14 protein-coding genes are annotated in these 12,672 nt (G+C 63.3%); 6 read left to right on the top strand and 8 right to left on the bottom strand.

The features are described 5' to 3' along the window. Positions 1–12: 12 nt before the first annotated feature. Positions 13–495, bottom strand: coding sequence for a low molecular weight protein-tyrosine-phosphatase (locus G502_RS0109600; protein ID WP_022728457.1), 483 nt, complete (start codon positions 493–495; stop codon positions 13–15). Positions 496–570: 75 nt separating this feature from the next. Here G502_RS0109600 and cobB point away from each other — a divergent pair, with 75 nt between their 5' ends. From cobB to G502_RS0109580, 4 genes are all read left to right on the top strand, one after another. Next, entirely contained in the window at positions 571–1,302 is a 732-nt protein-coding gene (gene cobB / locus G502_RS0109595) for a Sir2 family NAD+-dependent deacetylase (RefSeq protein WP_022728456.1), read from the top strand. Continuing rightward, positions 1,299–1,898 (top strand): uracil-DNA glycosylase family protein, encoded by a 600-nt coding sequence (locus tag G502_RS0109590; RefSeq protein ID WP_022728455.1) that lies wholly within the window; start codon positions 1,299–1,301, stop codon positions 1,896–1,898. The genes cobB and G502_RS0109590 overlap by 4 nt, the downstream gene beginning before the upstream one ends. 14 nt (positions 1,899–1,912) lie before the next feature. Then, positions 1,913–2,536 carry a DedA family protein gene (locus tag G502_RS0109585; RefSeq protein ID WP_022728454.1) on the top strand — a complete coding sequence of 208 codons (624 nt, stop codon included), beginning with the start codon at positions 1,913–1,915 and terminating at the stop codon, positions 2,534–2,536. 98 nt (positions 2,537–2,634) lie between these two features. Beyond that, positions 2,635–3,684 carry a sodium:calcium antiporter gene (locus tag G502_RS0109580; RefSeq protein ID WP_022728453.1) on the top strand — a complete coding sequence of 350 codons (1,050 nt, stop codon included), beginning with the start codon at positions 2,635–2,637 and terminating at the stop codon, positions 3,682–3,684. Between the two features lie 73 nt (positions 3,685–3,757). On the opposite strand, the gene G502_RS0109575 is transcribed toward G502_RS0109580, so the two are convergent. The 7 genes from G502_RS0109575 to G502_RS19515 form a co-directional block, all read right to left on the bottom strand. Continuing rightward, the gene (locus G502_RS0109575) at positions 3,758–4,384 is read right to left on the bottom strand and encodes a glutathione S-transferase family protein (protein WP_022728452.1); all 627 of its coding nucleotides are present in this window, start codon (positions 4,382–4,384) and stop codon (positions 3,758–3,760) included. A gap of 86 nt (positions 4,385–4,470) precedes the next feature. Further along, the gene (locus G502_RS0109570; RefSeq protein ID WP_022728451.1) at positions 4,471–5,556 is read right to left on the bottom strand and encodes a COX15/CtaA family protein; all 1,086 of its coding nucleotides are present in this window, start codon (positions 5,554–5,556) and stop codon (positions 4,471–4,473) included. A 108-nt stretch (positions 5,557–5,664) separates the two neighbouring features. After that, positions 5,665–5,928: an usg protein gene (locus tag G502_RS0109565; protein ID WP_022728450.1), complete on the bottom strand. Its 264-nt coding sequence runs from the start codon at positions 5,926–5,928 to the stop codon at positions 5,665–5,667. Between the two features lie 125 nt (positions 5,929–6,053). Then, positions 6,054–6,458, bottom strand: coding sequence for a tellurite resistance TerB family protein (locus tag G502_RS0109560; protein ID WP_022728449.1), 405 nt, complete (start codon positions 6,456–6,458; stop codon positions 6,054–6,056). A gap of 106 nt (positions 6,459–6,564) precedes the next feature. Further along, complete coding sequence (gene thpR / locus G502_RS0109555) at positions 6,565–7,110, bottom strand: RNA 2',3'-cyclic phosphodiesterase (RefSeq protein WP_026989288.1); 546 nt, start codon at positions 7,108–7,110, stop codon at positions 6,565–6,567. Between the two features lie 120 nt (positions 7,111–7,230). Further along, the gene (locus G502_RS0109550; protein ID WP_022728447.1) at positions 7,231–8,271 is read right to left on the bottom strand and encodes an NADP(H)-dependent aldo-keto reductase; all 1,041 of its coding nucleotides are present in this window, start codon (positions 8,269–8,271) and stop codon (positions 7,231–7,233) included. Between the two features lie 98 nt (positions 8,272–8,369). After that, on the bottom strand, positions 8,370–9,032 hold the full coding sequence (locus G502_RS19515) for an arylesterase (protein ID WP_022728446.1): 663 nt from the start codon (positions 9,030–9,032) through the stop codon (positions 8,370–8,372). A gap of 257 nt (positions 9,033–9,289) precedes the next feature. On the opposite strand from G502_RS19515, the gene G502_RS0109540 reads away from it, so the two are divergent. Beyond that, positions 9,290–10,003: an ABC transporter ATP-binding protein gene (locus tag G502_RS0109540; protein WP_022728445.1), complete on the top strand. Its 714-nt coding sequence runs from the start codon at positions 9,290–9,292 to the stop codon at positions 10,001–10,003. Beyond that, on the top strand, positions 10,000–12,555 hold the full coding sequence (locus G502_RS0109535) for an ABC transporter permease (RefSeq protein WP_022728444.1): 2,556 nt from the start codon (positions 10,000–10,002) through the stop codon (positions 12,553–12,555). The genes G502_RS0109540 and G502_RS0109535 overlap by 4 nt, the downstream gene beginning before the upstream one ends. Positions 12,556–12,672 lie beyond the last annotated feature (117 nt).

The following is a 12,672-nucleotide window of genomic DNA, read 5'->3' as shown; positions in this document are numbered from 1 at the left end:
TCTGCTTTCGCTTCAGCTGCGCCTTGGCACTCCATCCTGCTGCAGTTGGTCCAGCATTGCCTCGCAGCCAGCTTCGATCAGGTCCAGAACTTCGTTGAAGCCGCCCAGCGCCCCGTAATAGGGGTCGGGTATATCCTGCCCCGCGTGCGATCCGCCCTGGAAGTCCCGGAACAGATGGATTTCGGCTGTGGCCTGGGGCGGGCAGAGCCGCTCGAGCTGCCGCAGGTGACCACGGTCCATGGCAATGACCCAGTCGAAACGTTCGAAATCCTCGATTGCGATCCGCCGCGCCGTTTGGTCGTCCAAGCTGTATCCGCGTTGAGCGGCCTTGTCGCGTGCCCGCGGATCCGGACTTTCGCCCACATGGTAGCCGTGGGTTCCGGCCGAATCGACAAGGACATGATCGAGGCCGCGTTTGCCGAGTTTCTGTCTCAGGACGCCCTCGGCGGTGGGCGAGCGGCAGATGTTGCCGGTGCACACGAAGAGGATACGCATGATTGACCTTTCCTTCGGCTGAGACCATCCAGGGGGTGTGGTGAGTGCTTCGCTTCGGCTATAGTCCCTATCATCATGAAGCTGAACCCCGAAGGAAAAATCGTTATCCTGACCGGTGCGGGCGTGTCTCGTGAATCCGGTCTCAACACATTCCGTGACGCCGACGGAATCTGGGCACAGGTGCGGATCGAGGATGTGGCCACACCCGAAGCCTTCGCCCGGGACCCGGAAGGCGTTCAGGCCTTCTACAATGCGCGGCGCCAGGGGCTGCGTGCTGCGGAGATACAGCCGAACGCCGCCCATCTTGCGCTTGCCGAACTGGAAAGTGACTGGCCCGGCGAAGTGCTGCTGGTCACGCAGAACATCGACGACCTGCACGAGCGGGCCGGCAGCCGGAACCTGATTCACATGCACGGCGAACTTTTCAAGGCGCGCTGCGAGGACTGCGGCAGCATTCATGAATGGCGTGGCGACCTGGAGGTCACCAGCCCCTGTCCGGCCTGTGGCGACAGTGGCAATTTGCGCCCGCATGTGGTCTGGTTCGGCGAAATGCCCTTCGAGATGGACCGCATTGCAGCCGAACTTGAAAGCTGCGACCTCTTCCTCTCGGTCGGCACCTCGGGCAGCGTCTATCCGGCCGCCGGCTTCGTCCAGGAGGTCCGCATGGCCGGCCGCGGGCATACCGTGGAGCTGAACCTTGAGCCGAGCGAGGGCCGGGACCTGTTTCACGAGCACCATCACGGCCCGGCTTCGGAAGTCGTGCCGGACTATGTGCACAGCCTGCTGGAGGGTGTGGGACGCCGATGAAGCAGCCTGACCGCCTGGGGGACGCGCTGGAACAGGCACGGGCTTGCCGGCTTTGTGCAGATCAGCTTCCCCTGGGCCCCCGACCCGTGGTCCAGGCCAGCACGACGGCGTCCTTGCTGATCGTGGGGCAGGCGCCGGGCACGAAGGTTCACGAAAGCGGACTGCCTTTCAACGACGCTTCCGGCGATCGCCTACGAGACTGGCTGCAGGTGGATCGCGACACCTTCTATGACGCAGAACGGATCGCCATCATGCCCATGGGCCTGTGCTATCCGGGGCGCGATCCGCGTGGGGGTGATCGTCCGCCCATGAAGATCTGTGCCCCCACCTGGCATCCTTTGCTGCGCCCGCTGATGACTTCCGTTGCCTTGACTCTGCTGGTCGGCAGCTATGCCCAGGCCTGGTATCTGGCCGAACGACGTGCCCGCAGCCTGACCGAGACGGTCCGGAACTGGCGCGGTTACCTGCCTGAGTTCCTGCCGCTGCCGCATCCCAGCTGGCGCAATACCGCCTGGCTGAAGCGCAATACCTGGTTTGCGGAAGAGCTTCTGCCGGACCTGCGCGCCCGGGTCCGGCGCTTGCTGGCAATGAGCTAGAAAGGCGGACAGAGGTGGAAAGCTGGGTCACGGATCTTCTGGGCTTTGTGCAAGCCAACCAGCAGTGGGTCGTCCCTGTCCTGTTCGTGATGGCTTTCGGCGAATCCCTTGCCGTGGTCGGCGTTCTACTGCCTTTCACGGCCCTGATCATGGCCTGCGGTGGCCTGATCGGCGCGGGCGCCCTGGATCTCTGGCCGGTGCTGCTCAGCAGCATTCCCGGCGCAATACTGGGTGACAGCGTGTCCTATTGGCTTGGCCGCTGGCTGGGTCTGCGCCTTCTGCATATTCCGCTGTTCAAACGACATCGCCGCATGCTGGCCCGCGGCCGCCTGTTCTTCCGGCATTATGGCATGGCCTCGATCTTCCTCGGCCGCTTCATCGGGCCGCTGCGCGCGAGCGTGCCACTTATGGCCGGAACTTTGCGCATGCCGCAGCCGCGTTTCCAGTTGGCTAATGTGGCCTCGGCGATTCTGTGGGTGCCAGTCCTGCTGGCCCCCGGATTCCTGGCGGCCAAGGGCGCTGTCTGGGCCAGGGCCGATCCGGAGCGCTGGGATCTGGTGGCCTCACTCCTGGTGCTGGCGGTTCTGGTGCTGGTTGCCTGGTATCTACTGCGCTGCTGGCTGAAGGCACGAACCTAGCCGAAAGCAGGTCTCGACTTTGTGGCTGCGGACGGGTTTCCTTATCAGATCATGACACCACATCTCGCCCCGGAAGACCGTCACGACTGGAATGGACCATGACCATGCTTGAGCAATGGTCGATGGTGGGACTGCTGACGGGCTTTGCACTGGCAGCACTGGTGGTGTTGTTCAGCGGCCTGCGCATCACGGCCCTGGCGGACACACTGGCTGACCGAACCGGACTGGGCGAGGCTATCTCGGGTGCCGTTCTGCTGGGCGCCGCGACCTCCTTCAGCGGCACGATCGTATCGATCACGGGTGCGCTCGATGGCCATGCGTCGCTGGCGTATTCCAACAGCATCGGCGGGATCGCCGCGCAAACGGCCTTTCTCGCCATCGCCGACCTGACCTATCGCAAGGCCAATCTGGAACATGCCGCGGCCGAGTTGGCGAATATCTTCCAGGCGGTGGTGCTGATCGTGCTGCTGACCCTGCCGCTGATCGCGCTCAGCCTGAAGGAGGTCACCGTCTTCGCGGTGCACCCTCTGTCCCTGTTGATCCCCGTTGTCTATGTCAGTGCGCTGGTCGCCACGCGTTCGCTGAAAGAGGCGCCCATGTGGAAGCCGGTCTCGACACGACACACCCGCGAGGACACGCCCGAGCGCGAGGACCCCGCCACGCGCCGGAAAAGCAATCTGCGCCTCTTTGCCAGCTTTGCCCTGCTGATGATCCTCATGGGGCTGGGCGGCTGGGTGATTGCCAAGACCGCCGCCGAGGTCACGGACCGCCTTTCACTTTCCCAGTCCCTGGTGGGCGCCCTGGCCACGGCGGTGGTGACCTCGCTGCCGGAACTCGTCACGACCATCGCCGCGGTGCGCCGGGGCGCGCTGCAGCTGGCCGTGGGCGGGATCGTCGGCGGCAACATCTTCGACACGCTCTTCCTGACGGCTGCGGATGTCTCCTACCGGGAGGGGTCGCTCTATCATGCCACGGGCATGGCGGACCAGTTCTGGACCGTCACCGCCATCCTGATGACGGGGGTGCTGCTGGGTGGGCTGATCCTGCGACAGAGAAGTGGGCCGGGACGCATTGGCGTGGAGAGCCTGGCTCTGCTGCTCATCTATGTGGTCGCGATCGGCCTTCAGGCCACGAACAGCTCGGGGTGACGGGTCGGGCCGCCTGGCCGAAACAAAGAACTCTGCTCCGGCCAGGTCTTGTCTGCCGCGCGCTGGACAAATCTCAGCCGCGGTAGGGATCCAGGTTGGTCTTGGCGAAGGGTTCAAGCTGGTTGCAGCGTTCGGTGAGGGCTGCCAGCTTCGGGAAGCGCTTGCCGCCGTCCAGCAGGTCGGCGGCACGTACGGTGGCGAAGTCATAGGCGCAGACGGTGGTGATGTCTGCCTGGGTCATGCGATCGCCGTGAAGCCAGTCACGCGTACCCAGTGCGTCCTCAAGGAAAGCAAAGCCATCGACGACCTGGGAGCCGAGGCGGTCCCCCCAGTCCTTCCAGCGCTTGTCCTCGGGGCGCAGCCCCGTTTCATAGAAATAGGCCACGGCCTTTTCCATGGTGCCCATGGCATAGGCGGTCAGACGCAGAACGTCGCGCCGCTCGTCTCCGCTGCCCGGCACCAAAGCCTTGTCCGGGCCAACCTGCTGGTCGATCCAGTCCAGGATGGCCCAGCTGTCCACCAGGCAGGTCCCGTCGTCGAGTTGCAGGGCCGGAACGCGGCCCAGGCGATTGTATTGCTGGACCTTGTCCATCTCCTGGGCGGCATTGAGCTCCAGTGCCTCGTAGGACATGCCGGCGTGGATCAGCGAGATGGCGCAGCGGCGGGTGAAGGGGGACAGGTTGCGTCCGGCCAGAATCATGATGGTCCTCTCATCGTTTCTCTATTTTATGCTGAGCGCAGACTAGCGGAGCGGAGAGGACTGTCAAAGCCCAATGGAGTTGTGAATCAGGTCGCCGGGCGCAGGCGGTAGAGGGCGTGCAGGGCCGCTGTCAGCAGCAGCAGCGCGCCAGCCTGGTGCGCGGCGCCCAGCCCCACAGGAACCACTGCAAGCAGGGTGACCACCCCCAGCACGAACTGCCCCAATGCAGCCAGGACCAGAAGCATCATCGCGCACCGGCTTGCGGCTGAAAGGGGAAGGCGCAGGGACCACAGAAAGAGCCCCAGGGTGGCCAGTAGAGTCAGACTGGCCAACAGGCGATGATTGAACTGCACCGCGGCAATGTTCTCGAACAGGTTCAGGAGCCAGGGCGAGAGCTGGCCATAACCCTCCGGGACGAGGCGCCCGTCCATCAGAGGGAAGCTGTTGTAGGTCAGCCCGGCATTCAGCCCGGCGACGAAGGCTCCGGAGAAAAGCGTGAGTGTCAGGAGCAGTATCAGGGCAAGCAGGCTGCGCCGCAAATGGTGGAGCACGCCCCGATGACTGGCTTCCCCGGCATTTGGCCAGGCAAGCCGGAAAACGAGCCAGAGAGTGTAGCCATAGATGAAGATGGCCAGGAACAGGTGCAGGGCCAGGCGGTACTGGCTGACCGAAACCCGGTCGGCAAAACCGCTGGCCACCATGTACCAGCCCATCAAGCCCTGCAGCGCGCCCAGCCCAAGCAGGATCAGAAGGTGCGGCTTCAGCCAGGACGGCAAGCGGCCGCGCCACCAGAACCAGGCCAGCGGCAAGGCAAAGACCAGTCCGATGGTCCGGCCCCAGAGGCGGTGGATGTACTCCCACCAGAAGATGGTCTTGAACTCGGCCAGCGACATGCCGGCGTTGATCTGCTGGTACTGCGGGATCGTCTTGTAGAGTGCGAAGAGCCGCTGCCATTCGGCATCGGACAAGGGGGGCAGGGTCCCGGTGAGTGGTGCCCATTCCATGATGGACAGGCCGGACTCCGTCAGACGCGTGATGGCCCCGATCACGGCCATGGCAAAGACCATGAAGGCAGTGACCAGCAGCCAGGCAATCACGGCGCGCCGATGCTCGGGACTCGTGATGGGTATGCCGTCGTTTCGTGTCTTGCCGTAGGAAAGCTGGTTGGCCATGCCTGCTGCCGTGTTGCCTGTAGAGTGGCAGAGAATAGGCCGAGCCCCGCCTTGCGCCAAGACGCTGGGGCGCGACGCTTTGCCGCCGCGCCCGAGAGCCACGAAAAGTCAGTGAAGCGTCAGTTCGCAGTCGGTGTTCATCCAGTCGCTTGCGGAGATGATCTTCTGGTTGGCGACCTTCACGGAATGCAGCTTGCCCTCAAGGTTGCTGGACCAGAAATTCAGGAAGCGGCGCAATTCGGGAAACTTCGGTGCCAGGTCGTACTCCTGCCAGACAAAGGTCTGCAGAAGGCCGGGATGGTCCGGCATGTGATAGAGAATTTCCGCCGTGGTCAGGCGGTAATCGCGAAGCTGAAGCGCGACGGCGTTCATGGCACTCAAGACCTCCGTTCAACTTGGAATCGAGGAAGATTCTGAGTGAGAACTTACAGCGTGCGCAACAAAAAAATGAATTCAGTCAATAAGTTAGCAGCAATCCCCTGTGACTGCTGCCAGAATCAGACCTGACGGAACCGCGCAGCAGCCCCCCGTTCGATGGCGGCTGCTTCCAGTCGCGGGACATCCAGACGGTGGCGCAGCAGTTCCAGCAGGCGCAACTCTTCCTGTGTGGCCGTACCATCGGCCGCGACAACATCACAGGCCAAAGCATAGGCTGTCTCGCACAGGGGTTCGGACAGGGATTGGCGGATCTTCTCGATGGCAAGTTCCAGCCCTTCCTCGTCCCGCAGCATTTCGGCGCATGAACGTGCCGTGCTGGACAGCTGATTGAGGTCGTAGTCGCGGAAAGCGGGCAGGAACTTGATGATTTCGCTCATCATCTCGACTTCCTCGTCGTTCATCTCCTGATCCGCTGCGGATGCCAGGACCATGGCATAGATGAGAGCGCTGTGGTGATCGAGCATGCGACCTGCCTTTCAAGGGTCTTTGAGAAAGCCAAGACTTGGGCCGCCGGAACCGGGAGGTCAAGGTTCCAGATAGGCTGCCCGCAATCTGTCACCGCAGCAGCGTTCAGGCATAGACCGGTTCGAGGGGATAGCTCACTTCCTCGGTGTAAAGCGGCCCCGACTGGGAGAGGAAGCTCGAGAACAGCACGAAGTCCTCGACCCGGAAGGGGCCGATCTTCAGCAGTGCGTTGCGGGACATGAACTGCTGCAGTTTGGGGCCGTTTTCGATTCGCCCGCGCGCCAGGGTGACGTGCGGCTTGAATTTCCGCCGTTCAGGCGGAAGGCCGGCGCGGATGATCGCCTGTTCCACCTTGGCCTGCAGCCGGTTGAGCGGCTCGTTGGCTTCGACTCCGGCCCAGAGCGAGGTGATGCGCGGACCGTCGGTGAAGACGTCCACACCGGACAGGGTCAACTCGAATCCCTTGCCGTTGAGCCCCAGCAGCATGTCGTCGATATCGCGGGCCTGGGCGTTGTCCACTTCGCCGATGAAACGCAGGGTCAGGTGCATGTTCTCTGGAGGAATCCAGCGTGCGCCCGGGACGCCGCTGCAGATTTCGGAAAGCTCTTCGCGAACCTCCTCGGGCAAGGCGAGGGCTGTAAAAAGTCTCATGACCTTCCTCCTGCACCGGCTTGCAACCCTGCCAGCATAGCCCGTAGCAGGGCTGGGCTGGCAAGGGTCTTTATGCAGATCAGGCAGGACCGGACCGGCGCGATCCGCAAGAGTCGTCAATCAGGGGCAGGGGTAGGTGTGCTCGGCGTGGATCTGCTCGATGGACTCCAGCAGCTCCTCGGGCAGGGTGGTCTGTTCGCCCTGGAACGCCAGCTTCAGGTGCTCCATGCGTGTTGCTCCGACAATGGAGGCGGTCACGAAGGCCCGGCTGAAGACATAAGCATGCGCCATGACCGCCGGATCGAGATCCCAGGCACGGGCCAACGCCACATACTTTGCCACCGCGGCATCGGCCTGGGGATTCATGTAGCGCGAATTCTGCGGGAACAGGGTCAGGCGCGCGCCCTCGGGCCGCCGGCCGCCCTGGTACTTCCCGGTCAGAACACCGGCGGCGACGGGGGCATAGGCCAGCAGGCCGCAGTCCTCGCGCAGGGCGACCTCTGCCAGGCCTGTCTCGAAGCTGCGGTTGAGCAGGCTGTAGGGATTCTGGACGGAGGCCACACGCGGGCCCTTGCCGGCTTCGGCCAGCTTCAGGAAGGTCATGGTGCCCCAGGCCGTCTCGTTTGACAGGCCGATATGACGGATCTTGCCGGCCTGCACCTGTTCGTCGAGGGCTTCCAGAGTCTCCTCGATGGGCACGGTCTCCTCGTCGGCCACCGCGTGAAAGCCCAGTTTGCCAAAGCGGTCGGTTGTGCGTTCGGGCCAGTGCAGCTGATAGAGGTCGATGTAGTCGGTCTGCAGACGCTTCAGGCTGTCATCCACGGCCTGACGGATATTCTGGCGGTTGAGCCGGGGCTCTCCATCGCGGATGTAGGGAAAATTGGAACTGCGTCCCACGGCCTTGGTGGCCAGGACCAGCTTGTCGCGGCCGCCGCGGGCGGCCAGCCAGTCGCCGATGATTTCCTCGGTTCGGCCGTAGGTCTCGGCGCGTGTGGCGATGGGGTACATTTCGGCCGTGTCGAAGAAGTTGACGCCGTTCGCCACGGCGTAATCCATCTGTTCGAAGGCCTCCTCGGGACTGTTCTGCTCGCCCCAGGTCATGGTTCCCAGGCAGAGCGCGCTCACGTTCAGGCCGGTCCGGCCGAGCGGGCGGTATTGCATATTGATCTCCGTTCTGTTGCGGATTGCTTGTGTTGTAACGGCCTCTTTCTGAAGAGAGACAGGCCGGAACGCAAGTCAGGCCGAGTAAGTCGGGGCGGTCAGGAAGCGCTTTCGTCCTGGTTTGCTGAAGAGCCGCGTGTTTCCTCGATCAGTTCCTCGACCTTGGGCAGGATGTTCTCGACGATCACGGAGACTCCCTCGGCATTGGGATGAATGCCGTCGTCCTGGTTGAGGTCGCGTTCGGCGGCCACGTCTTTCAGGAAAAAGGGATAGAAGAGCACATCATGCTTCTCGGCCAGGCGCGGGAAGACGGCGTCGAATTCCTCGGTATAGTTCGGTCCCATGTTCCGGGGGGCCATCATCCCGGCCAACAGGATGGGCAGGTCTTCCTGCCGGAAACGGTCAATCAGTTCGGAAAGGTTCTCCTCCATGGCGTCGGGCTCGAGGCCGCGCAGGGCATCGTTAGCTCCCAGCACAAGGATCACCGCGTCTGGGTTGTCGGCCAGCGCCCAGTCGACGCGCGACAGACCGGCGCGCGAGGTGTCGCCGGAATTTCCGGCGTTCAGGACATCTGCCTGATAGCCTTTCTCCTGGAGGGCCGTTTCCAGTTGGTCGGGAAAAGTCTCTCCATCGCTCAGGCCATAGCCGTGGACCAGGGAATCGCCATAGGCCATGAGTTTCAGCCTGTCCTCGGCCAGGGCCGGCATGGCAAACAGGACTGCAATGCTGAGGAAGGCCGTCAAGAAAGTCGTCTTTGTCATGAGATTCCAGAAACTGTGCGCATGCACGCCAATGATTGAATTGCTGTCGATTGAACAGGGGCCATAATTCTGACATCCACAGAGTTAAGCTGCAGGATGGCGCAATCAAGGCACGTCTACGTTGATCCGCTTGCAGGCCAGCCTATATCGAGAGTGGCAGCAAGCTGTTTCCAGCCTTCGGCTGCGCCCGCCATCTCTTTATCTTCCAGGAGCCAGACTTGCCCCGAAACGGTGATGAAACCCCCGCAGACACTGCAATGATCGATCTGAAGGATCTGCACCTTACATACCGTGGTACGGCGACGGAGGTGCATGTCCTGCGCGGAATTACCCTGTCCATCGCGCGCGGCGAGACCGTTTCGCTGGTGGGGCCGTCCGGCTCGGGAAAGACCTCGCTATTGATGGTCTCGGCCGGCCTGGAACGGGCTACGGGAGGTCAGATAGAGGTTGCGGGCCAGGATATCGGCCAGTTGGACGAGGATGGGCTGGCAGAGTTTCGACGGGACCGGATCGGTATCGTCTTCCAGGATTTCCATTTGATTCCCACAATGACCGCGCGTGAAAACGTGGCCATCCCCCTGGAGTTTGCCGGCCGCAACGACGCTTTCGAGCGTGCGGCCGAGGTCCTGGCCGATGTCGGGTTGAGCCACAGGCTCGACCACTACCCCGGCCAACTCTCGGGTGGCGAACAGCAGCGGGTGGCACTGGCCCGTGCCTTTGCCACATCGCCGGACCTGCTTCTGGCCGATGAACCGACCGGCAACCTTGACGGCGAAACGGGCGGCAAGGTGATCGACCTGCTGTTCTCACTGCAGCGAACACACAATACGACCCTGCTGCTGATCACCCATGATCCGGCCCTGGCCGAGCGGTGTGCGCGGCGCATCCGGATTGCCGATGGCGAGATTGTGTCGGACCAGTTGCTGGACGGTCAGTCCGAGCAGGGCAGCAAGATGGCCTCGCGCGCATGACAGCCAATGGCACTTCCAACAGAGCGTCGTCGCTGGCCCTGGCGGCCCGCATGGCCCGGCGCGAGATGCGTGGCGGCCTGAAAGGCTTCCGGATCTTCCTTGCTTGCCTGTTTCTGGGCGTGGCCGCGATTGCTGGCGTCCAGTCGCTTTCCGAAGCCCTGATGACGGGCCTGGAACGCAACGGGCGCAGCCTGATGGGAGGTGAGGTGGAACTGCGCCTGATCCATCGCGCCGCCACCGAGGAAGAGGCGGACTGGCTGCGCGAGAACAGCGCGCGTTTTTCCCATGCCACGGAAATGCGGGCCATGGTCCGCAATGCCGAGAATCCCGACCAGCGTCGACTTACCGAACTCAAGGGTGTCGATTCGGCCTATCCTCTCTATGGAGAACTGCAGACGGAGCCGGCTGGCGCGCCCGAAAGGCTGCTTGCCGCCGAGGATGGCTTGCAGGGAGCGTTGGTGGACCAGGGTGTGCTCGATCGCCTGGAGCTCGAGACCGGTGACGAGATCGCGCTTGGGGAAGGCCGCTTCCAGATTCGCGGGGTGATCACGCGGGAACCCGACAGGACCACACGCGCCTTTACGCTCGGTCCACGTGTCATGGTTTCCCAGGAGGGTCTGGAAGAAAGCGGACTGGCCCAGCCCGGCAGCCTGATCTATCACCACTATCGCCTGGACCTGCCGGAAGGCGAGAATCTGGACAGCTGGAAGGCGCGCCTGAACGCGCAATTTCCCGATGCCGGCTGGCGTATAAGTGACCTCAGGAATGCCGCGCCGGGCCTGGACCGTTTCGTCAATCAGATCACCATCTTCATGACCCTGGTGGGGCTCACCTCCCTGCTGGTCGGAGGGGTCGGCATTGCCAATGCGGTGCGCAGCTTCCTGCAGAGCCGGCGTTCGACCATTGCCACGATGAAATGCCTGGGCGCACCGGCACGCCTGGTCTTCACGACCTACCTGCTGCAGATCCTGACCCTGGCTTTGGCTGGTATTGCGGGCGGCCTGCTGATCGGTGCGATGACGCCGCTGGTCTTCGGTCCCCTGCTGGCCGAGCGGCTGAACTATCCCATAGCAGTGGGCCTCTATCCCTATCCCCTGTTGTTGGCGACGGTCTTCGGTGTCTTGACCACCCTGGTCTTCTCGCTCTGGCCCTTGTCGCAGGCACAGCAGATTCCTGCAGCGGCCCTGTTTCGCGGCCTGGTCTCGCAGGCCCGTGCGCGTCCCTCGCCCCGCGTGGCCCTGACGATCCTGCTGCTGGGGGCGGGTCTGGTGGCGGTGGCTGTGGTCGGGACGGACGGAGGCCGTGTGGCTCTGGGCTTCGTGGGCGGTGCCATTGCAGCATTGCTGGCCTTCCGCATCACAGCGGCCGGCCTGGCCTATGCCGCCCGCAAGCTGCCGCGCATTCGCCGGCCCGGCCTGCGGCTTGCCGTGGCCAATCTGTACCGTCCCGGCGCCGCGACGGGCAGTGTGATCACTTCGCTTGGCCTGGGGTTGACGGTACTGGTGGCCATTGCGTTGATCGAGGGCAACCTGAAGCGCCAAGTGTTGGAGGACATGCCCGAAGAGGCGCCTGGCTTCTATTTCATCGATATCCAGCCGGACCAGATCGACAGTTTCGTTCAGGACGTGCGGAACTTCGAGGGGGTCGAGGAGGTCAATCATGTGCCGATGCTGCGCGGGCGCATTGCCGAGGTGAACGGCCTGTCGCCCGAGGAGATGGAGATACCCGAGGACATACGCTGGGTGTTCCGCGGCGACCGCGGCCTGACCTGGTCGGCCGAGCCACCGGAGAACACCCGTCTGACGGAAGGGGATTGGTGGCCTGCCGATTATGACGGCACCCCCCTGGTCTCGCTGGACAACGAGGTCGGACAGGCTCTGGACCTCGGTCCGGGCGACGAGATGACGATCAATGTGCTGGGTCGGAACATAGAGGTCGAGATCGCCAACCTGCGCGAGGTCGACTGGTCGGACCTGACCATCAACTTCGTCATGGTCTTCTCGCCGGGCATGTTGGAGGCCGCGCCGCAGTCCCAGATCGCGACGGTGCGCCTGGATCCGGATCAGGAGTTGGCCCTGGAGCGTATGGTCACCGACCGCTATCCGAACGTCTCGCCCATACGTGTGAAGGAAGCCCTGGGCAGTGTGGCCGAGATCCTGCGCAATGCGGCCGCGGCCGTCACGGCCACCGGCTCGGTGACGCTGCTGGCCGGTCTGCTGGTGCTGGCCGGAGCGGTGGCTGCCGGACAGCATCGACGAATCTATGATTCCGTTGTCCTGAAGGTCCTGGGCGCAACGCGCCGGGATGTGGCGCGCGCCTATCTGATGGAATTCAGCCTGCTTGGCGTCAGTGCGGCCCTGGTGGCGGTCGTTTTCGGAACGCTGGGCGCCTGGGCTGTCCTGGTCTTCGTGATGAAGGCGGAGTTCCACTTCCTGCCGCTGCAGGCCGTCGTGACCGTGCTGGCAGCGGTGGCCGTGACCCTGATCTTTGGCTTTGCCGGCACCTGGCGTGCCCTGTCGCAGAAGGCGGGACCCCTGTTGCGCAACGATTGAGCAGCTCCACCTCACTTGCCTCTTGAGGCAGCTCTGACGGCATGCTAAATATCGTCAATCGACGATATGCGATTGTGAGCTTTCCATGACGGTCCTGATCCGCTTTCAGCAAGCCTC

Source organism: Fodinicurvata sediminis DSM 21159, assembly GCF_000420625.1.
GTDB classification, from domain to species: Bacteria; Pseudomonadota; Alphaproteobacteria; order Kiloniellales; family DSM-21159; genus Fodinicurvata; species Fodinicurvata sediminis.
Note: the sequence above shows the minus strand (reverse complement) of the source record. Positions and strands in the feature narration are given on the sequence as shown.